The sequence below is a fragment of the Variovorax sp. OK605 genome (assembly GCF_900115445.1).
In the GTDB taxonomy this organism is placed as follows: Bacteria; Pseudomonadota; Gammaproteobacteria; order Burkholderiales; family Burkholderiaceae_C; genus Variovorax.
On sequence record NZ_FOWL01000013.1, the window covers coordinates 1 to 25291 of the forward strand.

Consider the following 25291-nt stretch of genomic DNA (forward strand, 5'->3'; position numbering starts at 1 on the left):
GTCGGAGCCGGCCGTGAGCAGCGCCTCGATGGCGCCGTCGCTCAGCAGCGGGCACAGCGCGAAGCTCATGTTGGCCGAGTTGAGCATCTCGCCGCAGGCCGCGCCGATGGTCTTGGGCAGGCCCTGGCCGCCGAAGTCCGCCGGATGCTGCAGGCCCTGCCAGCCGCCCGACACGTACTGCGCAAAAGCTTCCTTGAAGCCGGCCGTGGTGGTCACCACGCCGCCCTTGAAGGACGAAGGATCGCGGTCGCCCGCCACGTTCAGCGGCGCCACCACGTCCTGGTTGAAACGCGCGCATTCCTCGAGCACGGCCTGTGCCGTTTCAAGGCCGGCGTCTTCGAAGCCCGGCGGCTTGGCGATCTCGCCGATGTTGGCCAGGTGCTCGATGTCGAACAGCATGTCCTTGAGGGGGGCGATGTAGCTCATCTCATTGCTGCCTTTAAAAGCAGTTCCAAATTACTCGGTGATAACAAGTCGCGTGCGGATCCTCCGATCAGCCGGCCCCAATTTCTTTTTCCATCTTTTCCTTCTTCTCATGCGCATCGACGAGCTGTGCCAGAAGCCTCATGAACTCGGCGCGATCTTCGGGCGACAACGGCTCGATCAGCAGCTCCTGGGAGCGGTGAATGCTTTCCTGCAGATCGGTGATCAGGTTGAGCCCATCCGTCGTGATCACCGAGAGTCTCGACCTGCGGTCGCCGGGGTTGACGCGGGTTTCAACCAAGCCCTTGTCACCAAGACGCTTGAGCACTTCTGCAGTCGTCGTGCGGTCGAGCGACAGTTCCCGACCGATCGCTTTCTGATCCAGCCAGGGGTTCATCGAAAGCGCCGTCAGCATGCCGACCTGAAGAGGCGTGATGCTTTCCGACTTGCAGAGATCGAAGAAGATCGCCTGTCCGATCTGCGTCAGCCTGCGGATGAGGAAACCCGGCCGGCGCCACATGACCTGGCGCAATGGATTGAACGTCTCCAAGACCGGATGCTTTGCCACATCGGCTGAGCCGACCGTCTTTTTCTGAGCGGGGGAACGCTTTGTCATCATCTCGAGATCGCTGAAGTTTTCAGCCGACGAGTTTATCGACTCCCCTGTCTGTGAAACGGAGCAAGACACGCTTCGGATTGCGCTAGCGCAGGTCGAGCTTCAGGTAATCGCCGAGCAAGCGATAGAAATCTTCTTCGTCATCCCACGGGATCATGTGCCCGGCGTTCGACGCCGTGCACTGCGACAGCCCGGGCACAAGAGACCCGATCTCGGCAAGGTCCTCTGGCAGCATCACCCCTCCCCGGCCTGCCGCCATCAGAAGCGCGGGCGTCCTCAATTGGGGGAGATCGGCGTGGATGTCGTCCTCGTGGAAGCCGGCGTGCGCCTGAACGATGGCATCCGGGTCGCAGGTATGGAGCCATTCGGCCCTGAGGCGCAATTGGTCGTCCGTCCACGTGGGTGCATAGGGGCGAAGCTCTTCGGCTGTGATGCCCTTGAGCGCCATCTGGATGGAATCGGCATACCAGGCCAGCGGAACCGGATAAGGACGCCGGCCCGGCCCGGACACCGGCGGATCGACGAGCAGCAGCCTCGCCATGCGCCCCGGATCGCGCGCAGCGGCTCGAATCGCCACGCGGGCACCCATCGAGTGGCCCAGCACCGTCACCGACGACCACTGCAACACGTTCAGCAGGTCCAACACATCGGCCACCATGGCATCGAGGCTCGCAACCATGCCCGGCGCGCTGAAGGACAGGCCTCGCCCCCGGAAATCAAGCACATGAACATCGAAATGGCGAGCCAATCGCTCTGCGACGAAGCCCCAGGTGATGGCGGGACTCGTGATGCCGGGCAACAGCAGCAGGCGAGGACCCTGCCCTCCATAGCGCAGAAGATGCAGCCGCACCCCGTTCGCACGGACGTGATAGCCAAGAAGAAAGGAACTCATTCGGACCCCCTCGGCGGTTTGCCGAACCAGCCGCGGAAGCGGTTCCAGAGCACGCTCCACATCATCCCGGCGACGGACACCGTGGGTTGCGGCTCGTCGGCCGCAACCGTTTGGCCGCTCAGCCTTCGCGTGATCTGCTTTCCGAAGTCTGCGACCATGCGTCGCACGAAGTCCTTCACGAGTCCGGAGCGCGAGAACTGCGCGAGTGGGCCCTGCAGGGCATAGATCATGTCGACGTGCACACGGGTGCTGTCGGCCGTCAGTGCCTCCAGCCGATAGGTGATGTCGCCCTGTGTGCGTGACTTGCTCAGGCTGTCCTGGCCGGCACCGCGCAGGACCGCGCGCCTCGCGGCGTCGTCGCGCTCCAGCCGCGCAGCGCCTGCGAATGCCGCCGACATCGGCCCGAACTTGATCGCGATGGTGCCCTTGACACGCTCTCCTTCGTATGAGTCGATGGTCGCACCAGGTAGGCAGGAGGCCACCGCCGGCAGGTCTCCCATGAACTTCCACACTTGGTCTTCCGGATAAGGCACGTCGAAATGCACTTCGATGGCGTTGCCCTTGGCCTTGGCCTTGGCCATCGCGGCGGGATCGACCTCTGCCATTTCCGCAGACGCCGCAGATTCGGCCGCAGGCTGCCTGGCGGCGGCGACCGCGAGCGGCTGCGCCTGGCTCGGCGCCGTGGCCGGGCGCGGTGCAATAGTTCGCGGGGCACTCAGTGCATGCCGCAGCTTTTCGACTTGTGCGTCGGGGGTGTCGCGCTGCTGTTGCAGCACATCGAGAATGGCATCCACAATGCCCTGGTAGCCGGTGCAACGGCACAGGTTGCCGGAGAGCTCGAGGCGCACGCGCGCTTCGTCGGCCTGGGGCAGACGCAGTACGATGTCGCGCGCCGTGGTAAGCATTCCGGGTGTGCAGAAGCCGCACTGCAGCGCGTGATGCCGCGTGAACGCCGGGCGCAGACGCCTCATTACCGCATCATCGTCGTAGCCTTCGATGGTGGTAACTTCCTGGCCCTCGCACGCCACGGCGAAGGTGATGCATGAGCGCGTCGGCTGGCCGTTGACGAGCACCGTGCATGCGCCGCAAACGCCATGCTCGCAGCCAAGATGGGTTCCTGTCAGGCGCAGTTCGTCGCGCAGGAAGTCACCAAGATGCGTCCGTGGTTCCGCGTGCCGGCTGAAGCTGCGGCCGTTGACCTGAATAGCGATGGGGATCAAGTCTGTTACTCCGCTGGCTTGTGGTTGGAAAAAACACCCGACTGCGCCAGGGCGCGCTCGACACAGGCCGTGAAGAGCTTTCGGTCGATGCCGTCGCGATCAGGCAGCGCCCGGCCTACGGCCGCGCCCACCTTGTCGCGCTCTGCGGCTTGCGCGCCCTTGCTTGCAACTTCCGCCGCGAATTCGTTCAACAGGATCGGTGGCCCGTCTGACGCCCCCAGCACCACGCGCGCGCGCTTGCGCGAAACATCGAAATACACCGCGGCGCTGGCCTCGGCAAATTCGCCAGGCTTGCGGCAGACCTTGTGATAGCCCCAGCGCGTGGCCGGCGTTTCGCATGGCACGTGGACGGCCACGATCAACTCGTCGGACTCGAGCACCGTCGTATAGGCGCCGAGCATCACCCCATCCGCCTCGATCGTGCGTTCGCCGCGCGGCGACCTGAGCACGATCCGGGCGCCCAGTGCGGCGAGCGTGACCACCCAGTCCGCGGCAGGATCTGCATGCGCCAAGCTGCCTCCGACAGTGCCGCGGCTGCGAATCGCCCGGTAGGCGATCCCGCCCGCAACCTGACGCATGGGATGCGCCGCCAGTGGCGGGTGCACGCCATCTTCGATCTCGGCATGTGTGACTCCCGCACCGATCTCGACCCACTCGCCCTTGCGACTGACGGCGCGCAACGCTGCGATGCCGGCGATGTCGACCACCTGCGCCGGTCGCGCGAGTCTCAAATTGAGCATCGGGCCGAAGGACTGGCTCCCACTCAGCGCCTTCGCCATGCCGCCGCCGTTGGCCAGCACCTCGATCGCCTCATCCACGCCGAGCACTCGCGTGTACTCAAATTTCGCGGCTTTCATTTGACGAGCTCCTGTTGCGGCTTTGCGCTCTCGAGGGCTTTGAGCAGGCGCCGCGGTGTCAGGGGCGTCATCAGCACCTCGGCCGCGCCCGTGCCTCGCAATGCGTCGTTCACGGCGTTGAAGATCACCGCGGGCGGCGCGATGGCGCCTCCCTCCCCCACGCCCTTCGCGCCGAATTCGGTGTGAGGCGACGGTGTCTCGAAGTGCTCGATGCGGATGCGAGGCACTTCCGTGGCGCCAGGCAGGATGTAGTCGGCCAGCGTGGAAGCCAGCGGCTGGCCTTGGTCGTCGTACGGGCTCTCTTCGTACATCGCGGTGCCGATGCCCTGCGCGATGCCGCCGATGGTTTGGCCCTCCACGATCATCGGATTGACCATGGTGCCGCAATCCTCGACCACGACGTAGTCGAGGATCTCGACCTCGCCTGTCTGCGTGTCGACCGCGACGACGACGGCATGGGTTGCATACGTAAAGGTACCGGTGTCGACTTTGGGCTTGTACGCACGCGAAACCTCCAGGCCACCAAGATGCACCTCATCGGGCAGGTCCTGCGGCGTGAGGTACCACGCGCCACCCACTTCGGACAGCGGAATCGACTTTTCCCCGGCGACCGCGAACCCCTCGACCAGCGCGACAGTCTGCGGCTCCACGCCCATGAGATAACCGGCGATCGACTGGATGCGAGGCAACAGTTCCTTGCACGCGGTCGCGATGGCACCTCCCGACATAACGGTCGCCCGGGATGCGTAGGTGCCTGATGAAAAGGGCGTGAGCGCGGTGTCTCCATGCACGACCCGGATACGCGCAACGGGAATGCCGAGCACATCATTGGCGATCTGCGCGAAACTGGTCTCCATGCCCTGGCCATGCGAGTGCACGCCGACCCGCACCTCCAGCCCGCCATCCGCGGTCATCCGCACCACCGCCTGATCAAAACCGGGTACCACCGGAAGACCCCAGTTGGCGAACACGGTCGTGCCGTGCGCGGACTGCTCGGTGTAAGTGGCCGTGCCGAACCCGATCCGGCGTCCGTCCGGCTCTCCCCGGGTTTGACGCTCACGCACGGCAGCCACTCCGACCATCTCGACGGCGCGGCGAAGGCTCGCGGGAAAGTCGCCGCTGTCGAAGTGCTTGTTGGCCACGTTGACGTAGGGCATGGCAGCGGCCGGCACGAGGTTGTCCATGCGAACCTCCCACGGCTCCCGGCCCACTTCGCGCGCCACGGCATCCATAAGAAGTTCGATCGCAAAACAGACGCCGGTACGCGCCACGCCGCGGTACGCCATGAAGCCCGGCTTGTTGGTCGCGACACACAAGGTCTCGCAGCGGTAGCCACGGAATGTGTACGGACCCGGCAGGTTGCCGATCGCCTGTCCAGGCTCCAGGCCCACGAAGAACGGATAGTACGAATAGGCGCCGCCGTCGATGGTGATGACAGCGTCCAACGCCAGGAGCTTGCCCCTGCGGTCCGCGTAGGCAGTGAGCTGGTAGTGATGCTGCCGCGTGTTGGCACCGACGATCAGATGCTCGCGCCGATCCTCAAGATATCGAAATGGGGTTCGGTACGTCTTGGCCAGCCAGGCAATGCACAGATCTTCGGGGTAGAGCTGCCCCTTGTAGCCAAAGGCACCACCCACGTCGGGGGACACCACACGCACCGCCTCCTCGTTCATCGAGAGGTGCTGGGCGATGCCGACGCGCAGCAAATGCGGAACTTGCGTTGCACTGACGACCACAAGTTGATCGGCCTGAAAGTCCCAATAGGCCAACACCGACTTTCCCTCCAGCGGCACGATGCACTGACGCGACAGCTCGACGGTGCGACTGACTTTTACCTCCGCCTTCGCGGCAAGTTCATCGAAGTCGCGATTGGCCCGCAGCGTGAGAAAGACATTGTCTTTCCACCCGGGATGAAGGAAGTCTCCCGTCGCCGCAAGAGAAGACTCGGCGCCGTGGTAGACGAGCAGCTCGTCATAAGAAACCTGCACCTCTTCGAGCAGGTCTTCCGCCACTGCACGCGTTGGGGCAACGGCCATTGCGATCGCCTCTCCCACGTGCCGGACCTTGCCCGAAGCCAGCGGCGGCAAGGCCGAGTACTGGTATGTGGGCAGCGAAGACGGCGAACCGATGTCCGCCGCGTCCGTCATCATCTCGCGCACGAAGATCTTCCCCGCATGCTCCTGCGGAATCTCGACACCCGTGATGGTGGCGTGCGCCAGAGGGCTGCGCAGGAAGGCGACCTCCTGCAGACCAGGCAGCACGAAGTCGCCCACGAAATTGCCTTTGCCAACCATGTGGCGCGCGTCTTCCTTGCGAGGCACACGGGCGCCGATGCCCTCGGGCTTGAGAACTCTCGCCGGAATGTCTGCCTGGTTCATGCGTTTCCTTCTGCTTGACTGATTGTTCCCGGGCGCCGCTCGGGATGTGCGGCACCGTCCGAGATTAGGACTTCACTCGTATTTGCAACAGTACACGTTCATAAGTATAGGCCTGCTTGTCACGCGCGTGAAGACAGTGGCTAATGATGAAAACCCTGACACATCGATCTCCCTGAATCGGTGCGCATTCATGGACTACACGCACTGTTTTCGCCCTTTTCATACAGGCATCTCCATCCACCCTGGTGCAAGCCAAACAAGTACAAACCCGCACTTGAAAAAAGACGTTGACCTGCCTAATATGACAGTTCACTGAGTATTTATTTCAGTTCTCTGAATGACAGGATAGAAGCCCATGGATTGGATCAAGGTCGCCTCGGCGCAAGAGCTGAGCAACGATGAAGCGAAGACCGTCGATGTCGATGGCTACGGGGTTGCGCTGTACCGGATCGACGACGAGTTCTTTGCCACCGACAGCATGTGCACTCATGCCACCGCGCTGCTGTCGGAGGGCTACGTGGAAGACGGTTGTGTTGAATGCCCGCTGCACCAGGCCCGTTTCGACATTCGCACGGGCAAGGCGATGTGCGCGCCGGCCACCGCAGACCTGCGCACCCACACCGTGAAGCGGGAGGGCGACCACATCTACGTGCTCTCGCCCGTTGGCAAATGACATCGCGCGGCATCGTCATCGTCGGTGCGGGCCAGTCGGCGGCCGTCGCGGCACTCGCCCTGCGCGAGCACGGCTATAGCGGGCGCATCACGATGGTGGGCCGGGAGCGCCACAAGCCGTATGAGCGTCCTCTGTTGTCGAAGGCCGTCCTGATGGCTGCAGAGGCGCCCAGGCTCGACGTGCTGACCGACGACGCTTGGACACGCAGCGACGTCGAACTGCTGAGCGGCAACGAAGCGGTTGCACTGGATCTCCAGCGGCAGCATGTCCGTCTTGCGGACGGGCGGATACTCGCTTACGAGTCCTGCCTGATCGCCACCGGCGGTGAGGCCACCACGCTGGCGTGCGTGCCGGCCGGCCGTGCGGGCGTGCACTACATCCGCACGTTGGACGACGCGCACCGGCTGCGCACCGCACTCCAGGCAATGCCGCAGGTCGCGGTTCTTGGCGGTGGATTCCTCGGCCTCGAGGTCGCAAACTCGGCGCTGTCCGCGGGCGCCTCGGTGACGGTGCTCGAACGCGCGCCATCACTGCTCGATCGCTTCGTGCCACCGCAGGCGTCGGAATGGCTCGAAGCGAAGTTGCACGCAGCGGGCGCCAGGCTCCTGCTCGGCGCTTCCTGCAGTGGCGTCCATTCATTGCCGCAAGGCCGGTTGCGCTTGAGCACCAGCACCGGCGATCTCGAAGTGGACGAGGTGGTCATCGCCATCGGCTTGTCTCCCAACGACGCGCTGGCGCGCGATGCGGGGCTGCAGATCGCGGCAGGCGGCGGCATTCTGGTGGACGCGTCTTGCCGCACGAGCAACGCACACGTGTTCGCATGCGGCGACTGCACCAGCCAGCGCCGTGCCGGACAGGCGGCGCCGACGCGCCTCGAATCCTGGCAGAACGCAAACGAGCAGGGGCGCACGGCCGCCGCCGCCATGCTCGGCCTGCCTCTTCCCGCACCCGCGGTGCCGTGGTTCTGGACCGACCAGGGCAAACACAACATCCAGATGCTGGGCCTGCCGGCCAGCGATCTGGAATACGTGCGCCGTGGTAGCCCGGCCAACGACAAGGCGCTATGGATCGGCCATCGGGACTGCGTGCCGGTGCACGGCGTCGCAATCAACGCAGGCCCCGACCTGCGGGCCGTTCGCCCGCTCTTCGAACGCGGGCGGCGCGTGCAGTGGGACGACTTCGCACTGGACGCTACCAACCTTCGCACATGGGCCAAGCAGATGCAAGCCGACGTCGCGACCACCACTTAAACCACCTCTCTCAAAGCCAAGGAGCTTTCATGTATCAATCGCAGGCGGTCATCGGCATCACGAATGCCCGGAAGAATCCGCCCTTGGAGCAATGCGTCTGGCCCGCAGACGCCATGAACAACATTCCGGACTGGGTCTACACCAGCCAGGCGAACTATGACCAGGAGATCGACCGCATCTTTCGGGGGGACACCTGGAACTTTGTCGCCCTGGAAGCGGAGATCCCCAACCCCGGCGACTACAAGCGTGGGTACGTGGGAGCCACGGCCGTCGTGATCGTGCGCGCGGAGGACGACACGATCTCCGTCTTCGAAAACCGCTGTGCCCATCGCGGCGCGGAGTTCTGTCGCGCCAGCCAGGGCAACACGAAGGAGTTCGTCTGCCCCTACCACCAGTGGTCATACGACCTCAAGGGCAACCTGCAGGGGGTCCCGTTCAAGCGTGGCATCAACAAGGTGGGCGGCATGCCGGCGGACTTCAAGAACGCCGACCACGGCACCCGCCAGCTGCGCGTAGCCACCCGCAACGGCGTGGTGTTTGCCACCTACTCCGACAAGACCCCTCCGCTGGAGGAGTACATGACGAAGGAGATCACCGAGGAGTTCGACGTTCCGTTCTCGGGCAAGAAGCTAAAGATCCTCGGCTACTGCCGCAACGAGCTCCCGTGTAACTGGAAGATGTACCACGAGAACCTCAAGGATCCGTACCACGCGACGCTGCTGCATTCGTTTCTCGTGGTGTTCGGCCTGCTGGTTCCCGGCATCAAGTCGATCGTCTTTGCGGACAAGGTGCATGGCCGGCACGGCTTCATGGCGTCGGCCAAGCCGGACGAGATCTACGCTACGGTCGCCGATGACGACAAGGCGCAGATGCGCTCCTTCAGCGACAACCTTCGGTTGCGCGACGAACGGTTCCTCGACTACGTGCGGGAGTTCAAGTCGCCCTGGTCCGCCAACATGATGACCATGTGGCCGAACCTCATCGTTCAGCGCCAGATGAACACGATGGGCGTGCGCCAGATCATTCCGAACGGCCCGAACAGCATGGTCATGCAGTGGACGATGTTCGGATACGAGGACGACACGCCGGAGATGACACGGCACCGCCTTCGCCAGGGCAACCTCATGGGCCCGGCCGGCTTCCTGGGCCTCGAGGACAACGAGGCTTTGAAGTTCGTGCAGGAAGGCCTGCGCAACTCTTCCACGGACAACAACGTCGTGAAGCTTGATGCCGGCCACCAGGGCACGGCACGCAATCTCATCTCCGAGTCCTGCATCCGCTCCCTTTACCAGTATTACCGGGACGTGATGGATATCCGTGTCGCGGAGAAAGCCGCATGAAGGATCGCCTCACCTACGCCAAGACGACTATCTCGCCGCTACGCGCGGCCGAGCTCCGAGCCGAGATCGAGTCGTTTCACGTCGAGTACTGCGCGGTCCTGGATGCGAACGACGTGGAACGCTGGCCGGACTTCTTCAGCCAGGAAGCGACGTACCGCGTGACATCGCGCCAGAACGCGCTCTTGAACATGCCCGTGGGACTCATCTACTGCGAAGGCCTGGACATGATCATCGACCGGGCCCTCGCCGTCGCGCACTCGCAGATGTTCGCGCCGCGGCACATGCTGCATGTGCTGGGGATTGCCCGCGTACTGGAAGAGACGGAAAACACGATCAGTTCCCAGACGCCCTTCATCCTCATGCAGACCCTTGTGGAGGGCCCATCGACGGTGCATCTGGCCGGCGTCTACCACGACCGCTTCGTGCGCGAAGGCGACTGGCTGCTGCTTGCCAGCCGTGAAGTGATCCACGACACCGAAATTCTCGACACCGCCTTGGCCTATCCGGTCTGAGGTTACCCAGGAAGACTATGAACCAAATTCCCAAAATCGCACTGGAAGAGCACTTCTCGGCCCCAGGGTTCGACGCGTACTCCTCCCCTTACACGCGGGCGCTTCCCGCCGCATTCGTCGCCAAGCTCGACGCCCGGCTGACCGACTTCGACGACCAGCGCCTCTCGGAAATGGACGCAGGCAACATCGAGTACGTCGTGCTATCGCAGACCATGCCCGGCGTACAGGCCGAGGTGGATCGCGACACCGCCATCCGCCGGGCGCGCGAGAACAACGAGTTCCTTGTCGCGCGTGTCTCGCGCCATCCGCAGCGCTTCGGTGCCTTCGCCCACGTGGCCATGCAGGATTCGGCTGCCGCGGCCAAGGAGCTGGAGCGCACCGTGGTCGAACACGGTTTCAAGGGCGCGATGATCAACGGCCACACCCTGGGCCGCTATTACGAAGGCGCCGCATTCGATGTGTTCTGGGAGCGCGCAGAGGCGCTGGGCGTGCCCATCTACCTGCACCCCAACGCGTTCAGCCAGGCACCGGCCCTGCTCGAAGGCATGCCGGTGCTCCAGGGCGCAGCCTGGGGATGGGGCGTCGAGACAGCGGGCCATGCGTTGCGCCTGCTGTTCGGCGGAGTGTTCGACCGCTTCCCGCGCTTGACCCTGGTGTTGGGCCACATGGGCGAGGCCCTGCCATACCAGCGCTGGCGCATCGACAGCCGCTTCGCCGCGTATCCATCGGGCATCACGCTGGCGCGCAAGCCCAGTGAGTACATCGGCAGCAACATCCTGATCACCACGTCGGGCGTGTGCTCCGCACCGGCGCTGCTGGGCGCTATTGGCGAGCTCGGGGCACAGGCCGTGCTCTTCTCGGTGGACTACCCCTACGAGTCGACCGCCGAGGCCTGCAACTTCATCGAAGCCGCCCCGCTGGACGACAAGACGCGGGCACAGGTGTGCCATGGCAATGCGCGCCGGCTCTTCAAGCTGGGCAGCCCGGAAGACCTGGCGCTGCTTCAGCTCTGACACTCACTCGAAAGGAAAAAAATGGCAGTCAGCGACTATCAGATGATCAAGGCGTGGGACGAGGTCCTGAAGCTCAGCAAAGTGGAGCGCGGCCAGACCGTCTCCATTCTGTGCGGCCCCCACACGCACCCGCAGACACTCCAGACGGCGACGATCGCCGCGCAGGCCGCGGGCGCGATCGTGACCCGGATCGAGTTGCAACCCATCAACGCGGAGAAAGCAACCAGCCGCGACCGGATGAGTTATCTGGGTGAAACACCGCTCACGAACAATCCAGTCGCACTCGCTGCAATGAAAGATAGCGATCTCGTCCTTGACTTGATGGTTCTCCTGTTCTCTCCAGAGCAACTGGAAATTCTCGAGTCCGGGACAAAGATTCTTTTGGTCGCGGAGCCGCCCGAGGTACTGGTGCGAGCGATTCCTACTGAAGGCGATCGCAAGCGCGTCTTGGATGCATCGAAGCTTCTCAAAAAGGCGAAAAAAATGCACGTGACGTCGCCGGCTGGAACGGATGTGACGTTCCAGCTCGGCGAATTTCCTGTCATCACCGAGTACGGTTTCTGCGAGGAACCCGGGCGCTGGGACCACTGGCCGAGCGGCTTCCTCTTCACTTTCGCCAACGAAGGCGGCAGCGACGGAACCATCGTGATCGATCGCGGTGACATCCTACTGCCACAGAGGAACTACGTCTCGGACAAGATCACATTGAACTTGCGCGACGGTTTCGTGCGCAGCATTGAAGGTGATGTCGATGCCGCCATGCTGCGCGAGTTCATGGAGGCCTACAAGGATCCCGAAGCCTACGCTATCGCGCACATCGGGTGGGGAATGCAGCCCCGTTGCTACTGGCACACGTTGTCGCTGATGGACCGCGAGGCGACAACCGGTCAAGACGCGCGCGCGTTCGAAGGCAACTTTCTGTTTTCCCTGGGTCCGAACAACGAGGCTGGCGGCTCCCGCACCACGCCTTGCCACCTCGACATTCCGCTGCGCAATTGCACGGTGGCGCTGGACGGCACCGTCGTGGTCCGCGACGGCAAGGTGATCGACGAGGCCTTTCTATGAGCTTCGACCAGAGCATCTACCAGAAGCAAGGGTTCGGCAATGCCGTGGCGCCGATGGCGCCCTACGGCCTGCTGATCATCGACTTCGTCAACGGTTTCGCCGATCCGCTCACCTTCGGTGGCGGCAACATCGCCGACGCCATTGAAAGCACACGCGGGCTTCTCGACCAAGCGCGACAGCGCCAATGGCCGATCGTGCACACGCGGGTGGTGTATCAGGACGATGGCGCCGACGCCAACATCTTCGCGCTCAAGGTGCCCCCCATCCTTGCCTTACGTGAGGATGCGCCGGAAAGCCAGATCGTGCCGCAACTGCAGCCGGAGGCCGGAGAACTGGTGCTGCGCAAGACCAGCCCCTCGGCCTTCTTCGGGACTTCGCTGGCCGCCTGGTTATCCCTGCGCGGCATACGCACGCTGCTGATTGCCGGGTGCACGACCAGCGGCTGCGTGCGCGCCAGCGTGGTCGACTCGATGTGCCACGGGTTCCGCCCGCTCGTCGTGACCGACTGCGTGGGCGACCGTTCGCTGCAGGCCCACGACGCCAATCTGTTCGACATGAATCAGAAATACGCGACCTTGATGCCCCGCGACCTCGCCCTCGAAGCGACCGGCAAGGCAGCCGACATCGCGCCGGTCTGATACGCCGTTCGAAGCTCCGCCAACTCATCCGATCCTCCGGTGCTCACCGCACCAGCCACGCCCCACTACCTGGATAGAAGAATGACCATCAAACTCGTTGCCGCCCTGGCGGTTTCACTCACGACGATCGCCTTTCAGTCCCGTGCCGACGTCATCAAGGTGGGCGTCATCGCGCCGATGTCCGGGCCGTTTTCTGTCGTGGGGCAAACCTGGGAGGGTGCGACCAAGGCCTATCAGAAGCTCAACGGCACGGCCGTGGGCAAGCACACGATCGAAGTCGTCTATCGCGACCTTCCCGAAATCAACCCCGCTCAGGCCAAGGCGCTGGCACAGGAACTGATCGTCAAGGAAGGGGCGCAGTACATCGCTGGCCTCTACTTCACGCCCGACACCCTGGCCGTGGCTGCGCTCGCGCAGGAGGCCAAGGTACCGGTCGTGATCTTCAATGCATCCACGTCGTCGCTGCTCGACAAGTCAGACTTCCTGCTGCGCACTTCATACACCCTGCCGCAGATGGCGGTGCCCGTGGCCAAGTACGCGCTTGAGAAAAACGTCCGCAATGTCGTCACGCTGGTTAGCGACTTCGGTCCTGGCCTGGACGCCGAGAAATCCTTCACCACGGCCTTCATCGGCGGCGGCGGCAAGCTGCTCGAGGCCATCCGCGCGCCGTTGAAGACAACCGATTTCGGTCCGCTGATGCAGCGCGTGAAGGCGCTCAAGCCCGATGCCCTCTACGTCTTCGCCCCGGGTGGCCCTTCGACCTATGCGATGGTCAAGGCCTACAACGAGGCCGGCCTCAGAACTGCCGGCGTGCGCTTTCTCGGCACCGCCGAGACTGACGAGGACCAGCTGCGGGCCATCGGCCCAGAGCTTCTCGGCATCGAGACCGGCATGTTCTATTCGGCCACGCACAACTCGGCGCTGAACAACGCCCTCATCAAGGCATTCGGCGAGGTTGCACCTAAGGCCATTCCGACCGTTCAGCTCGCCAACGCCTACGACGGCCTCCACGTGATCTATCGCATGGTCCAAGCCACCGATGGGCAGCGCGACGGGGTCAAGGCGCTCGCCAGCGCCAAGGGGTACGCGTGGGAGAGTCCGCGAGGCCCGGTGAAGATCGACCCGACTTCCCGCGAGTTCGTGCAAAACGTCTACATGCGCGTGGTCGAGAAAGACCCGTCAGGGCGCTTCGTGAACCGCGAATTCCGCACGTTCGAGATGCAGCCCGATTACGGCCGCACCCAGAACGTGTCCAAGTAACGCAGAGCCTGCAGCATGTCTCTCTCGCTCCTGAGCAGCATTCTGATCGACGGGATCGCCTACGCGATGATCCTTTTCATGATCACGGTGGGCCTGTCGATGACGATGGGCCTCATGCGGGTGGTGAACCTGGCGCATGGCGCCTTCGCGATGCTCGGCGGCTTCTTTGCAGCCACCATTCCGCAACGCCTGGGAATGCCGGCCTGGCTGGGATTCCTGCTGGCCATCGCCCTGGTCGGGCTTGTTGCGCTGCTGTTCGAGCGCATCCTGCTGCGGCGCTTCTATGGACGTGACGATCTCGACCAGATGCTGGTGACGATCGGGCTGATGTTCCTGGCGACGGCTGCGGTGAACCTGGTGTTCGGTTCTACCGTGACATCCGTGGCGCTGCCCGAGCTGTTCAACGGCACGGTCGATCTGGGCTTCCGGTCCATCCCGCGGCATCGGCTCATCGTCGTGGGCTGCGGGCTTGTCGTCGTCTGCGTGCTCTGGCTGACGGTGGACAGATCTTCCTTCGGCATCCGGGTGCGCGCCGCTGTCGACAACGCCCCCATCGCACGCGCGATCGGCATCGACACCACGAAGATCTACGCAGCCACCTTCGTGATGGGCGCAGCGCTTGCGGCACTGGGCGGCATCGCTGGTGCAGAACTTCTGCCAATGGAGTCGACGTACGCGTCCAAGTACCTGGTGATCCTGCTGGCCGTCGTCGCCGTCGGGGGCAACGGAAATCTCTTCGGCTCATTCTTCGCAGCGTTGCTGCTCGGTATTGTGGAAACCTCGATGAAATACATGGTCCCGCAGCTCGCATCTGCTGCGTTTTTCCTCACGATGATCATCGTCCTGCTGGTTCGGCCGCAAGGGCTGTTCGGGAGGCCCGCATGAACACGGTCACTGCGTCGCGGGCGGTGCCCGCACCGTCTCGCGCCCGCCCATGGATGCAGCTGCGCGGAGAGCTCGTGCTGCTGCTGGTGGGGCTGCTGGCCTTCGTGCTGTTTCCGCATGATCTCGGCTTGCTGACCAACATGGCGACCATGTCGATCTTCGCACTGTCGCTGAGTCTCGTACTGGGGCAGGCCGGCATTGCGACCCTGGGCCAGGCCGCGCTGTACGGCAGCGGCGCCTACGTCGCGGGCTGGACGGCGCTGTACCTGACGGCAGACCCCATCGCAGGCTTGCTGCTCGGCGGGCTCGGCGGCGGAGTGATCGCGGTGCTGAGCGGCGCCGTGATGCTGCGATCGACCAAACTCACGCTGGTCATGCTAACCATCGCGGTCGCCCAACTGCTGCTCGAACTGGCCAACTGGGCGAGGTGGCTCACGGGCGGCGACGACGGCCTTGCCGGTTTCAACATCGCGCCGCTGTTCGGCATCTGGGAGTTCAGCTTCCTGAGCTACACGGGCTACTTCTATGCCCTGGGTGCACTCGTGCTCGTGTACTTCCTGCTGAGGAACCTCGTGGAGTCGCCTTTCGGCCTGACGGCCAAGGCCATCCGCCAGGACCCTGGACGGGTTCAGGCGCTGGGGGGCCGCGTCTACCTGCACCTGCTGGCGGTCTACACCGTCGGAGGCATTGTGGCGGGGCTGGCCGGCGCATTGACGGCACAGACCAGCAAGGTCGCCAATCTCTTCATGCTGGACTTCTCGACGTCGGCGGGCGTCGTCGTCATGATCGTTCTGGGCGGAACGCGCCGCCTGTCGGGCGCCGTGCTCGGCACCGTCGCCTACATGACCATTCATCACATCGCATCGACCCTGAACCCCTACCACTGGCTGTTCATCATCGGGTCGATGCTGATCGTCGTCCTCATCGTGTTGCCCGAGGGGCTGATCGGGCTGTTCGACCGCGCCGTGGCGTACGCCCGGCAGCCTCGCCGCAGCGGGGTGGCACGATGACTCACCGGCTCCAGACGCACAACCTGAGTCACTCCTTTGGCGGCCTCGCGGTCACGCAGAACGTCTCGCTGTCGCTTCCCCACGGCGCGCGCACGGCATTGATCGGCCCCAACGGCGCCGGCAAGACGACGCTGGTCAACCTGCTGAGCGGCGCCCTGCGCCCGCAGTCGGGCGACATCCAGTTGGACGGGCGCTCGATCGTCCAGTTGGCGCAGTACGCTCGCGTGCGCAATGGCATCGTCCGCACGTTCCAGATCAGCCGCCTGTTCAAGGAACTGACCGTGGCGGACAACGTCAAGGTCGCGGTGCTGCAGCGGCATCGGGCCTCCATGCAGTGGTGGCCCTCGCCTTCGCATTCCGCGCGCGTGCAGCAGGATGTGGACGAGACGCTCGGCATGCTGGGCCTGCACCCGTATGCGAACCGCGTGGTGGGACAGCTGGCACTTGGAGAACAACGGCTCGCGGAAATCGCCCTGGCACTCGCGATGCGGCCTCAGGTGCTGCTGCTCGATGAACCGGGCGCAGGCGTGCCGCAGGGCGAAGGCGGCCGCATCATGGAAGCCATTGCGCGCCTGCCGAAGGATCTGTCGGTGCTGCTGATCGAGCACGACATGGACCTGGTGTTCCGGTTCGCGTCGCACATCATCGTGCTGGTCGCCGGTGCGGTGATGGTCGAAGGAACGCCGCAGGAAGTCGCTGCCAACGAGCAAGTCAAGCAAATCTATTTCGGACGAGACGGTCATGCCCCAGCCCACCACTGAACTCCGGTTCGACGACGTCACCGCAGGCTATGGCGGCCTGCCGGTGCTCGAGCATCTCAGCTTCAGCGTGCGCGAAGGCGAGCGACTCGGCCTGATCGGGCGCAACGGCGCCGGCAAGACCACCACGCTCGCGACCGCCATGGGCCTGGCCGACTTGATGAAGGGACACATCCACTTCGGCGGCGCCGACATCAGCAACGCGAGCACCTATGCACGCTCGCGCGCCGGCCTCGGCTACGTTCCACAGAGCCGCGACATCTTCCCCTCGCTGACAGTCGAGGAGAACCTGCTGTCCGGCTTGCAGGGGCGCTCGGCAAGCGTCACCCTACCACCGATCTATGCACTGTTTCCGCGGCTCAAGGAGCGCCGACGCAACGGAGGGACGCAGCTGTCTGGCGGCGAGCAGCAAATGCTGTCGGTGGCACGCGCACTCGTGGGGCAGCCGCGAATCCTGTTGCTCGACGAGCCGCTTGAAGGCCTGGCGCCGATGGTGCGCGAGGAGTTGATGGATGCCATCGTCCGGATGAGTGATCAGCTCGGCGTGGGCTGCATCATCGTGGAGCAGCACGTGGATGTCGTTCTCGAGTTTTCCAACAACGTGATCGTTCTGGAACGCGGACTGACCGCCTACGCCGGGTCTGCGGCGGTGCTGAGTGGCGAAGAGGCATTGCTCAACCGCACCATCGGCATCCAAAAGTGCTGAAGACGAACTCACCGGTGGCTCGACGCGATTCGCTCCAGAAGGAAGGCCCACGCTCGTGCAGCAATGCGCATCTTTGATGACTCGGCGCGGTCAAGCACTGAAGCCACCGATCGACCGGCTCCGTTCGAACGCGGGGTAGGCCAAGGCTGCTGCGCGTTCTTCTCGGCGTGCGTAACGACTGCGCCATTCCGCCGTTCATATTCACTTCGTCATAAGGATCCACACATGACGCCCTCTCCTCATTCACCTTCAGAACTGCGGCAGCATTGGCGCTACGTCCTGGGTTGCTTCCTTGGCCTGGCCAGCGGGGTCTCATCGCTGTACTTCTACAGTTCAGGTCTGTTTCTGAAGCCGCTCGCCGCCGAGTTCGGGTGGACCCGAGGCACCGCGTCCCTGGGCTCGCTGATCAGCAGCGTGCTGCTCGGATGCGCGGCGCCGTTCATCGGACAGGTGATCGACCGGTACGGCGCGCGACGCGTCACCATGCTCTCGCTGGTGGGCCTAGCCACCTCGTTCCTGCTTCTGGGCGTTTGGACACAGGGGTTGGCCAGTTTTCTGGCGCTGGTCACGGTCCTGACACTGCTCGGTGGCGCGACCTCGCCCTTGTCCTTCACGAAGATCCTCGTGGGCAAGTTCTCTCGGCAACGCGGACTGGCGCTGGGCATCGCCATCACCGGAACGGGCGTCGGGGCGATCCTGATTCCGCTGATCGTCACGCCGGCCATCACCCATTTCGGATGGCGCGCTACCTACCTGGGCCTTGCGGCGGTCGTCCTTGTACTCTTGCCGTTGATTGCCTACTTCCTGCGGGGCGCTGATGCGGCCCCTGCAGACAAGGGCCGCCGTGCCTCAGCCGGAAATAATCTGAAGGCGCTGGCCGACCCGCACTTCTTCCGCATTGCTGCGGTCTTCCTGTTGTGCTCGGTCGGCATCTTCGGCACGATCGTGCACGTCGTTCCGATGCTCACCGACCTGGGGCTTTCCCCGAACCGTGCCGCCGGTCTCGCCAGCATCCTTGGCGTGGCGGTCATCGTCGGACGGATCGTCACCGGCTTTCTGCTGGACGTGTTCGATGCCGCGCGCTTGTCGGCGACGCTCTTCATGCTGTCTGCCACGGGCATGCTGCTTCTGGCAACCGGCCAACCGGCGCTGGTGATTCCGGGGTTGCTCTTGACAGGCTTCGCGGTCGGCGCGGAGTTCGACCTCGCAGCCTATCTGGTGAGCCGAAAATTCCCGCTGAACCTCTATAGCACCCTCTTCGGGGGTGTCTATGCCACGGTGGCCATCGGCGCCGGCATCGGGCCATTTCTCGCGGGACGGCTCTTTGACATTTCCGGCAGCTATGTCTCGTGGCTCTGTCTGGCGGCGGGGCTGCTGGTTGCGGCCGCAATGCTCTGCCTCACGGACCGTCCGGCCGCCAGGCACGCGAGCAGCACGGCCGCAGCGGCGGGTCCGGGCGAGCGCTGAGTTCGCTGCGCCTTCACTTTGGTCACGATGCACAGTCTCCGTGCGCTCCTGGGCCCGCTGCGCGTGTTCGATGCAGTTTGCCGCGCCAAGGGGATCACGCGCGCCGCTCAGGTGCTTCATGTGACGCCCGGCGCGGTCAGCCAGCAAATCAAGCAGCTGGAGGTCGGGCTCGGAGCGCAGCTGTTCCAGAAATCCGGCCGCGAGATCGAACTCACCGCGGTGGGCAAACGACTGGCCCACCGCGTCTCGGATGCTTTCGACCGGCTGAACGATGCGCTCAATGACGTGGTCGATGTCCAGCTGGACAAGCGGCTGCGCCTGAAGGTGACGCCGAGCCTCGCCCTCCGATGGTTGGTACCTCGCCTGCGCGGCTTCTACACGCAACACCCCGACATTGATCTGGAGATTTCGACCATTGCAATGGCCGACGACATCCGGCTCGAGGGCGCTGACTTCGCGATCCGGCATGGCATGGGAGATTGGGCCGATGTCGAATTGGATCACCTCTTCGACGACGAATTTCTTCCCGTCTGCGCACCCCACCTGGCCAGGCATTTGAAGACCCCTCAAGACCTGCTGCAAGCCAACCTGCTGCACTCGATGATGCGTCCGGAAGCCTGGTCGCTTTGGTTCAGTTCGGCCGAACTTGTGGATTCCCCGCGTCTGCATGGAATCACCTTGGCGAATGCTGCGCTGTGCTACCAGGCTGCGGCCGATGGATTGGGGGTTGCCATCGCCCAGCGCGCCTACGTGGACGATGACCTGCGCAGCGGGCGCCTTGTCATCGCCGTGGATCACGTGGCCAAAACGGAGTCCGGGTACTACCTGGTCTGCGATCCCCTGAAAGCGGCAAAGGCTCCCGTGAAGCTCTTCAGAGATTGGATCCGTTCTGTCCGGTAGCAAGGGGTATCGAGGAAAGCGTCAAAGACTGATCGCCGCGATCCCCGCCAGCACGATCACCGCGCCGGCCCTGCGGCGCATGAGATGACCCTCGCCAAACAGGCGGCATGCAACGAGTGAGCCGATGACGATGGACGACTCGCGCAGGGGCGCGACGCGCGCCACCGGCGCCTTCAGCGTGGCGGTGAGAACGAGGATGTAGCCGAGCGGGGAGAACACAGCCACGCTAAAAATCGGCACAGCGTCGAACCGGATGGCCGCTCGGATGCGATGGCGCCGGCGCAGCAAGCTGGGGGTCAGGATCAGGCTTTGCAGCAGCAGCGTGGCCGCGTAGTAGCTCACAGGCGCCAAGTGCAGCGCAACGACCGCGTAGCCGTCCCAGACGGTGTAGGCGGCGATGGTCGCCCCGGTCGCGGCGCCCCAGAGCAAGCCCTACAGCGGCCGGCGGCTTGCGCTCCTGAACGGGTTGCCGGTGACGACGAGTATGCCCGCCACGACAAGCGAAGCGCCGAACATCGCGGCCACGGTCAGCTGTTCGTCCAGGAGTAGGATCGCGAACAGCATCGCCAGCACCGGCCGGTGCCGCGGGCGACCGGATGGACCACCCCGAGCTCGGCGCGTTCGTAGCCGGCGTTCACATCAGAGAGTAGGCGGTGTGCAACACGGCCGAGACAGCGGCGCCCGCCGCGAGTTGCAAGCCGAGCACCTGCTGCCCATCCTCCATAAAGACGACTGATCGGGACACACAGCAACGCCGACGCGTAGGTGCAGGCGCAGACGAACAGGACGGCATCACCGCGCTTGTATTTCGAGGCCAGGTTCCATACCGCCTGGGCGAGCGCCGCGGCGAGGACCATCGCGACGGTGCCGGGCGGCATCAGGCGATATCGGGCAGGTCGATGCCCGCCCGTTCGGCGCGGCGGCTGCGCTGCGGGTCCCGCAGCGCGACAGCCGCGACCAGCGCGTCGATCACCACAAGCTGCGCCAGCCGACTCCCGGCCGCGGCCATCTGGGCTGTCAGTGGTGCCCCGCGACGAGAAGCGCGATGTTCGCAAGGGTCGCCAGCGGCGTGCCGTACTGGTTGGTGATAACGATGAGCGAGGCGCCGGCAGAAGCTGCCGCATCGGCGATGGCGAGCGTCGTCGAGATGCCTCCCGTCGAACTGATGGCGATGACTCACCGGGGCCCAGGAGCCGCGTCGCGATCATTGCCGGCAGATGGTCCGCGATGCCGATGCTCGTCACGCCGACCGCGCGCAGTCGGAAGACCGCATCGGCGGCGACCGTCGCGGAAGGGCCGGCTCCGAATGCGATCACCTGGCGCGCCTGCTCGATGGTGCTGACCGCCCGCTCGAGCGCCGACAGCTCCACGGCTCCGCCGAGCGCGCGGCCGCGAGCCATGACCCTAGTTGATCCCTGCGGCCGATGCGCGCACCGTCGCGCCTCTTCCTCTGCGCGCCCGCAATCCTCCGTCGAGTTGCGGTCCAGCCAGTGTGCGAACACCGGCCTTCGCGGCCCGCACCCTAGTCCGCTTTGAATCCCGAAGCCTTGACCACCGGCTCCCAGAAGGCGCGCATTTCGCCGAACCGGACTTGAGCCTCGGCCGGCGAGCTTCCCGCCTCCACGAAGCCGAGCGTGCGTATCTTGCGCGCAAACTGCGCAGTTGCCACGGCTTTTCGGATCGCAGTGCTCCACTCGGAGACGACGACCGCAGGTGCTCCAGGAGGCAGGCAGACGGCCAACACGCCCACGGCGGTGAGCTCCTTTCGGCCGAGTTCGCCGAACGTCGGGACGTCGGGCAGGAGCGGCGAGCGTTGCGCAGAGGTGACGGCCAGTACGCGAAGCTTGCCGGCGTTGTGGTGCTGCGCAAAGTCTCCGACCGTCGAACTTCCCGCGGCGACATTGCCACTGACAAGGTTCACGATCATCGGGGCTGCACCCTGAAACGGCACGTCCTGCAGCGGTGTGCCGATGACCTTGGCGATCTGCAATCCCAGGAAATGGGTTGGGCCTCCCGGTGCGGCATGGCCGAAGTTCGCATGCTCAGGATGGGCGCGCACCCATGGGGCGAACTCGGCAAAGGTCTTGACGGGTGAGGATGCGGGTACAGCCAGCGCTATCGGAAACTCGACCACCGTCGACGCCGGCAGGACATCCCGCTGTGCCGCGTAGCTGAGCTTGTTGAAGACGAACGGATAGATCGATTGCAGGAAGTCAGGGCACAGAATGGCCACGCTTCCGTCGGCCGGGGCGGCACGCAGCGCATCAACCGCGATCTTTCCGCCGGCGCCGGGTTTGTTCTCCACCACGACCGTGCGATGGAGCGGCTCATGCAGCTGATCCGCAAGCGCTCGTGTGACCACGTCGAGTGTCCCGCCGGGCGAGAATCCCACCAGAATCCTTGCGGGCGGGCGGCTCGTCGGCTGCGCGATGGCCGACGTGCCGAAGGACACGGCAGCGATGAGGGCGAGGCTGCAGAGCCAGGCGGTACTCGGTTTGTTCAAGAGCTGCTCCAGGAAAATTCAGCGAGGTCACGTCGCTTGCTGCGGCGCCGGCACGGGGCCAATCGGGGATTCGAGCGCGCAGCGACCCACGACGCTTGAGCCTGTGTGAGTCAGCGCCCCCGGAAGACCGGGGCGCGCTTGTCGGCGAAAGCACGTCGCCCCTCCAGCCGGTCCTCGCTGTCTCTGAGCACGCCAAAGGCCTGGCGTTCCAGTTCCAGTCCACCGGCAAGCGGCAGCTCCCGTCCGGTCATCGCCAGACGCTTGGCTGCGATCATCGCCAATGGCGCATTGGCAGCCATTGCGCGTGCCAGGTTGATCGCCGTTTCCTGCAGCGCGGAAAGGGGAACCACCTTGCTGACCAATCCGATCCGCAACGCTTCGTCGGCATCGATGCGTTCGCCTGTCAGCAGCATCCGCATCGCGTCCGACTGGCTCACCGCGCGAATCAGGCGCTGGGTGCCCCCGGCGCCTGGGATGCTGCCGACGCGCACCTCCGGCAAGCCGAACTGCGCGTTGTCGGAACAGATGCGGATGTCCGCAAGCAAGGCCAGTTCCAGTCCACCGCCCAGAGCGTAGCCATTGATCGCGGCAATGACAGGCTTGTCGGTCTGCAGCGTGCCGAAATTGGAATGTCGGGTGCCAGCGCGAAAGACCTGTCGAGCTGCGCTGTCGGCAGGCGGCATCGTCTTCTTGAGGTCTGCACCTGTGCAGAACGCACGCTCGCCCGCGCCGGTCAGAACGAGGACGCGGACGTCCTCGTCGATCGAGATCTCGTCCCAGATCGCGAGCAATTGCTCGTTGGATTCCGGGTCGATGGAATTCATGGCTTCGGGCCGATTCAGGGTGACGATGGCGACGCCATCCCGGACTGTCTTGACGATAGGCATGGGCGTGTCTCAGTTCGAAGGAGAGTCGGCGGTGATGACCGCCTCGATCTTTGCCGGCGGCATTCCCAGTTCGGCCAGCACCTCGCGCGTGTGCTGTCCGAGTGTGGGAGCGGCCCGTCGCGCCTGAGGCCGCTCGCCAACCGCACCGATGACGCTGCGTGGCATGGTCAATGCACCTGCGACCGGATGCTGCAAGGTCTCTGTGAGCGCCGCTTCGACGAAGGGCGCGGATTGCGCGACCTCGGCATAGTTGTTGATCGGCCCGCAGATGATGTCCACGGCCGCGAACTGCTCGAGCCAGAAGGCACGGGGATGCGCAAGCATGCGTGCTTCGAGCAGGAGCAACAGCGCCTCGCGGTGCTGCAGCCGATTCTTGTTTTCGGCGAAGCGTGGGTCCGACGCGAGCTCAGGGGCACCGATGGCGGTACACAAGGCCTGCCATCGCGCGGGGTGATAGGCCGCCACCATGATCCACCCGTCGGCGCAACGCAAGGCCTCGTTCGGCGTCGAATACGGCGCTGCGTTTCCCTGCGGGCCGGGCACATGGCCGTCTGAGAAATAGGACGCGAAACTCACATGCTGTAGCGCAATGGCGCTGGCGAACATGCTTGCTTCCACGTGCTGGCCCAACCCCGTGCGTTGGCGATCCGCGAGGGCAGCCAGGATCGAGATGGTCGCGAAGGACCCCGTGACAAGATCGACAACGGGCACCGGCACCTTGCACGGCTGTCCATCGGGCGCGCCAGTGACGCTCATGAGGCCGCTCACGGCTTGCAGCACGCCATCCACCCCGGGCAGGTCCCTCGCGGCCCCGTGCTGACCGTACGCGGAGACAGAGCAATAGATCAGCCGCGGATTGGCCGCAGCCACCTTGGCGTAGTCAAGCCCCAGGCGTTCCATCACGCCCGGGCGGAAGCTCTCCACCAGCACGTCCGCCTGCGCGACCAGTTGCAGCGCCGCCTGCCGGTGGGTCGGCTGCTTCAGATCGAGCACGATGCTGCGCTTGTTGCGATTGAGCGCCAGGAAAGGAACGCCCTCGCCATGAACCCAGGGCGACAGCGCTCGAGACAGATCGCCTGTGGGGGCTTCCACCTTCACGACGTCGGCCCCGAGGTCGGCCATGCACAGCGTGCACGTGGGGCCCGCCATGACCTGGGTAAAGTCGATCACCTTCAATCCGCTCAATGCATTTGCGAGCATGGAACCTTCGATCTCGTTAGATGTTCTTCTTGGATCCGCATCGGTTCACTACACCGACGGACTGCTGAGACTGCGTCCACCGCAAACGTAAAGCAGTTGCCCCGTGACGTAGCTCGAGCCTGGTTCCGCGAAGAATCGAACGGCACGGCCGATGTCTTCCGGCTGGCCGATGCGCTCCATCGGCACGGTCTTGTGAAGACCCTGCCTGACCTCTTCGGTGAGCGTTTCAAACAGCGGCGTCTCGACGATGCCCGGCGCGATGGCATTCACGGTGATGCCCTTGCGCGCATATTCCAGCGCCAGCGAGCGGGTAAGGCTCACCACGGCGCCTTTGGAAGCGGAATAGGCCGCCTGGCCGCGATTGCCCAGCCATGCACGCGAACCGATGTTGATGATGCGTCCGAACCGCTTTTCCGCCATCTGGCCCAACACCGCCTTGGAGCAAATGAATTGGGAATGGAGATTGACCTCGATCACGCGACTCCAGAACGTCAAGTCCATCTTGGAAACAAGCTTGTCTCCACCGATGCCGGCGTTATTGACCAGGATGTCGATGCGCGCATGCGACGCCAGCAGTTGGGCCACCGTCGACTCCACTTGCTCCACAGAGCTCACGTCAACCTTGAAGGTCTTCACGTCAACCCCTTCACTCGCAAGGCTGCGCTGGGCCGTTTGCAGGGCTTCGTCGTCGAAGTCCCACAGCGCGATGCGGCAGCCGCCCTGCGCAAGCTCGCGGGCGATGCCAAGACCGATGCCCTTCGCCCCTCCGGTCACGACGGCGACGAGGCCTTGCAACGAGCCAGGCGCGGTTGGAATTGTCTGGTTCATGTCGACCCGA

At 64.3% G+C, this 25291-nt stretch carries 28 protein-coding genes; 14 read left to right on the top strand and 14 right to left on the bottom strand.

Going from position 1 to position 25291, the window contains the following annotated elements:
* The 6 genes from BM013_RS28555 to BM013_RS28580 form a co-directional block, all read right to left on the bottom strand.
* Nucleotides 1-426 (bottom strand): acyl-CoA dehydrogenase family protein (locus BM013_RS28555; protein WP_177225596.1); only part of this gene is annotated, 426 nt, incomplete at its 3' end.
* A 67-nt stretch (nt 427-493) separates the two neighbouring features.
* Entirely contained in the window at nt 494-1042 is a 549-nt protein-coding gene (locus tag BM013_RS28560) for a MarR family winged helix-turn-helix transcriptional regulator (RefSeq protein WP_093131413.1), read from the bottom strand.
* Between the two features lie 82 nt (nt 1043-1124).
* Nucleotides 1125-1931 carry an alpha/beta fold hydrolase gene (locus BM013_RS28565; RefSeq protein ID WP_093131415.1) on the bottom strand — a complete coding sequence of 269 codons (807 nt, stop codon included), beginning with the start codon at nt 1929-1931 and terminating at the stop codon, nt 1125-1127.
* On the bottom strand, nt 1928-3151 hold the full coding sequence (locus BM013_RS28570) for a xanthine dehydrogenase family Fe-S subunit (RefSeq protein ID WP_177225597.1): 1224 nt from the start codon (nt 3149-3151) through the stop codon (nt 1928-1930). The genes BM013_RS28565 and BM013_RS28570 overlap by 4 nt, the downstream gene beginning before the upstream one ends.
* Nucleotides 3152-3156: 5 nt before the next feature.
* Complete coding sequence (locus BM013_RS28575; RefSeq protein ID WP_093131417.1) at nt 3157-4008, bottom strand: FAD binding domain-containing protein; 852 nt, start codon at nt 4006-4008, stop codon at nt 3157-3159.
* Nucleotides 4005-6386: a xanthine dehydrogenase family protein molybdopterin-binding subunit gene (locus BM013_RS28580; protein ID WP_093131419.1), complete on the bottom strand. Its 2382-nt coding sequence runs from the start codon at nt 6384-6386 to the stop codon at nt 4005-4007. Before BM013_RS28580 ends, BM013_RS28575 begins: the two co-directional genes overlap by 4 nt.
* A gap of 355 nt (nt 6387-6741) precedes the next feature.
* Here BM013_RS28580 and BM013_RS28585 point away from each other — a divergent pair, with 355 nt between their 5' ends.
* From BM013_RS28585 to BM013_RS28650, 14 genes are all read left to right on the top strand, one after another.
* Nucleotides 6742-7059 carry a non-heme iron oxygenase ferredoxin subunit gene (locus tag BM013_RS28585; protein ID WP_093131421.1) on the top strand — a complete coding sequence of 106 codons (318 nt, stop codon included), beginning with the start codon at nt 6742-6744 and terminating at the stop codon, nt 7057-7059.
* The gene (locus BM013_RS28590; protein ID WP_093131423.1) at nt 7056-8309 is read left to right on the top strand and encodes an NAD(P)/FAD-dependent oxidoreductase; all 1254 of its coding nucleotides are present in this window, start codon (nt 7056-7058) and stop codon (nt 8307-8309) included. Before BM013_RS28585 ends, BM013_RS28590 begins: the two co-directional genes overlap by 4 nt.
* A gap of 29 nt (nt 8310-8338) precedes the next feature.
* Nucleotides 8339-9649 carry an aromatic ring-hydroxylating oxygenase subunit alpha gene (locus tag BM013_RS28595; RefSeq protein WP_093131425.1) on the top strand — a complete coding sequence of 437 codons (1311 nt, stop codon included), beginning with the start codon at nt 8339-8341 and terminating at the stop codon, nt 9647-9649.
* Nucleotides 9646-10161: an aromatic-ring-hydroxylating dioxygenase subunit beta gene (locus BM013_RS28600; protein ID WP_093131427.1), complete on the top strand. Its 516-nt coding sequence runs from the start codon at nt 9646-9648 to the stop codon at nt 10159-10161. Before BM013_RS28595 ends, BM013_RS28600 begins: the two co-directional genes overlap by 4 nt.
* A gap of 17 nt (nt 10162-10178) precedes the next feature.
* The gene (locus tag BM013_RS28605; RefSeq protein ID WP_093131429.1) at nt 10179-11174 is read left to right on the top strand and encodes an amidohydrolase family protein; all 996 of its coding nucleotides are present in this window, start codon (nt 10179-10181) and stop codon (nt 11172-11174) included.
* 21 nt (nt 11175-11195) lie between these two features.
* Nucleotides 11196-12239 carry a 2,5-dihydroxypyridine 5,6-dioxygenase NicX family protein gene (locus BM013_RS28610; protein ID WP_093131431.1) on the top strand — a complete coding sequence of 348 codons (1044 nt, stop codon included), beginning with the start codon at nt 11196-11198 and terminating at the stop codon, nt 12237-12239.
* On the top strand, nt 12236-12877 hold the full coding sequence (locus BM013_RS28615) for an isochorismatase family protein (protein WP_093131433.1): 642 nt from the start codon (nt 12236-12238) through the stop codon (nt 12875-12877). The genes BM013_RS28610 and BM013_RS28615 overlap by 4 nt, the downstream gene beginning before the upstream one ends.
* An 81-nt stretch (nt 12878-12958) precedes the next feature.
* The gene (locus BM013_RS28620; RefSeq protein ID WP_093131435.1) at nt 12959-14137 is read left to right on the top strand and encodes an ABC transporter substrate-binding protein; all 1179 of its coding nucleotides are present in this window, start codon (nt 12959-12961) and stop codon (nt 14135-14137) included.
* A gap of 15 nt (nt 14138-14152) precedes the next feature.
* On the top strand, nt 14153-15022 hold the full coding sequence (locus BM013_RS28625; RefSeq protein WP_093131437.1) for a branched-chain amino acid ABC transporter permease: 870 nt from the start codon (nt 14153-14155) through the stop codon (nt 15020-15022).
* Complete coding sequence (locus BM013_RS28630) at nt 15019-16032, top strand: branched-chain amino acid ABC transporter permease (protein WP_093131439.1); 1014 nt, start codon at nt 15019-15021, stop codon at nt 16030-16032. Before BM013_RS28625 ends, BM013_RS28630 begins: the two co-directional genes overlap by 4 nt.
* Nucleotides 16029-16793: an ABC transporter ATP-binding protein gene (locus BM013_RS28635; protein WP_093131441.1), complete on the top strand. Its 765-nt coding sequence runs from the start codon at nt 16029-16031 to the stop codon at nt 16791-16793. Before BM013_RS28630 ends, BM013_RS28635 begins: the two co-directional genes overlap by 4 nt.
* On the top strand, nt 16774-17496 hold the full coding sequence (locus tag BM013_RS28640) for an ABC transporter ATP-binding protein (RefSeq protein WP_093131443.1): 723 nt from the start codon (nt 16774-16776) through the stop codon (nt 17494-17496). The genes BM013_RS28635 and BM013_RS28640 overlap by 20 nt, the downstream gene beginning before the upstream one ends.
* Nucleotides 17497-17721: 225 nt before the next feature.
* Nucleotides 17722-18963 (top strand): MFS transporter, encoded by a 1242-nt coding sequence (locus BM013_RS28645; protein WP_093131445.1) that lies wholly within the window; start codon nt 17722-17724, stop codon nt 18961-18963.
* A 27-nt stretch (nt 18964-18990) separates the two neighbouring features.
* Entirely contained in the window at nt 18991-19863 is an 873-nt protein-coding gene (locus BM013_RS28650) for a LysR substrate-binding domain-containing protein (RefSeq protein ID WP_093131447.1), read from the top strand.
* 21 nt (nt 19864-19884) lie between these two features.
* On the opposite strand, the gene BM013_RS41875 is transcribed toward BM013_RS28650, so the two are convergent.
* The 8 genes from BM013_RS41875 to BM013_RS28680 all read right to left on the bottom strand — a co-directional run bounded on the left by BM013_RS41875 (nt 19885) and on the right by BM013_RS28680 (nt 25281).
* On the bottom strand, nt 19885-20292 hold the full coding sequence (locus BM013_RS41875) for an EamA family transporter (protein ID WP_256221731.1): 408 nt from the start codon (nt 20290-20292) through the stop codon (nt 19885-19887).
* A 3-nt stretch (nt 20293-20295) separates the two neighbouring features.
* A complete protein-coding gene (locus BM013_RS41880; protein WP_256221732.1) occupies nt 20296-20427 on the bottom strand; it encodes a hypothetical protein in 132 nt (43 codons plus the stop codon).
* Nucleotides 20428-20740: 313 nt separating this feature from the next.
* Nucleotides 20741-20872, bottom strand: a complete 132-nt coding sequence (locus tag BM013_RS41885) for a hypothetical protein (protein ID WP_256221733.1) — start codon at nt 20870-20872, stop codon at nt 20741-20743.
* Nucleotides 20873-20880: 8 nt separating this feature from the next.
* Nucleotides 20881-21036, bottom strand: coding sequence for a hypothetical protein (locus BM013_RS42160; RefSeq protein ID WP_371281146.1), 156 nt, complete (start codon nt 21034-21036; stop codon nt 20881-20883).
* A 349-nt stretch (nt 21037-21385) separates the two neighbouring features.
* Entirely contained in the window at nt 21386-22366 is a 981-nt protein-coding gene (locus BM013_RS28665; RefSeq protein ID WP_093131449.1) for a Bug family tripartite tricarboxylate transporter substrate binding protein, read from the bottom strand.
* Between the two features lie 110 nt (nt 22367-22476).
* On the bottom strand, nt 22477-23253 hold the full coding sequence (locus BM013_RS28670) for an enoyl-CoA hydratase/isomerase family protein (RefSeq protein WP_093131451.1): 777 nt from the start codon (nt 23251-23253) through the stop codon (nt 22477-22479).
* A gap of 9 nt (nt 23254-23262) precedes the next feature.
* Nucleotides 23263-24453: a CaiB/BaiF CoA transferase family protein gene (locus BM013_RS28675; protein ID WP_093131453.1), complete on the bottom strand. Its 1191-nt coding sequence runs from the start codon at nt 24451-24453 to the stop codon at nt 23263-23265.
* Nucleotides 24454-24501: 48 nt separating this feature from the next.
* On the bottom strand, nt 24502-25281 hold the full coding sequence (locus BM013_RS28680; protein ID WP_093131455.1) for an SDR family NAD(P)-dependent oxidoreductase: 780 nt from the start codon (nt 25279-25281) through the stop codon (nt 24502-24504).
* Nucleotides 25282-25291 lie beyond the last annotated feature (10 nt).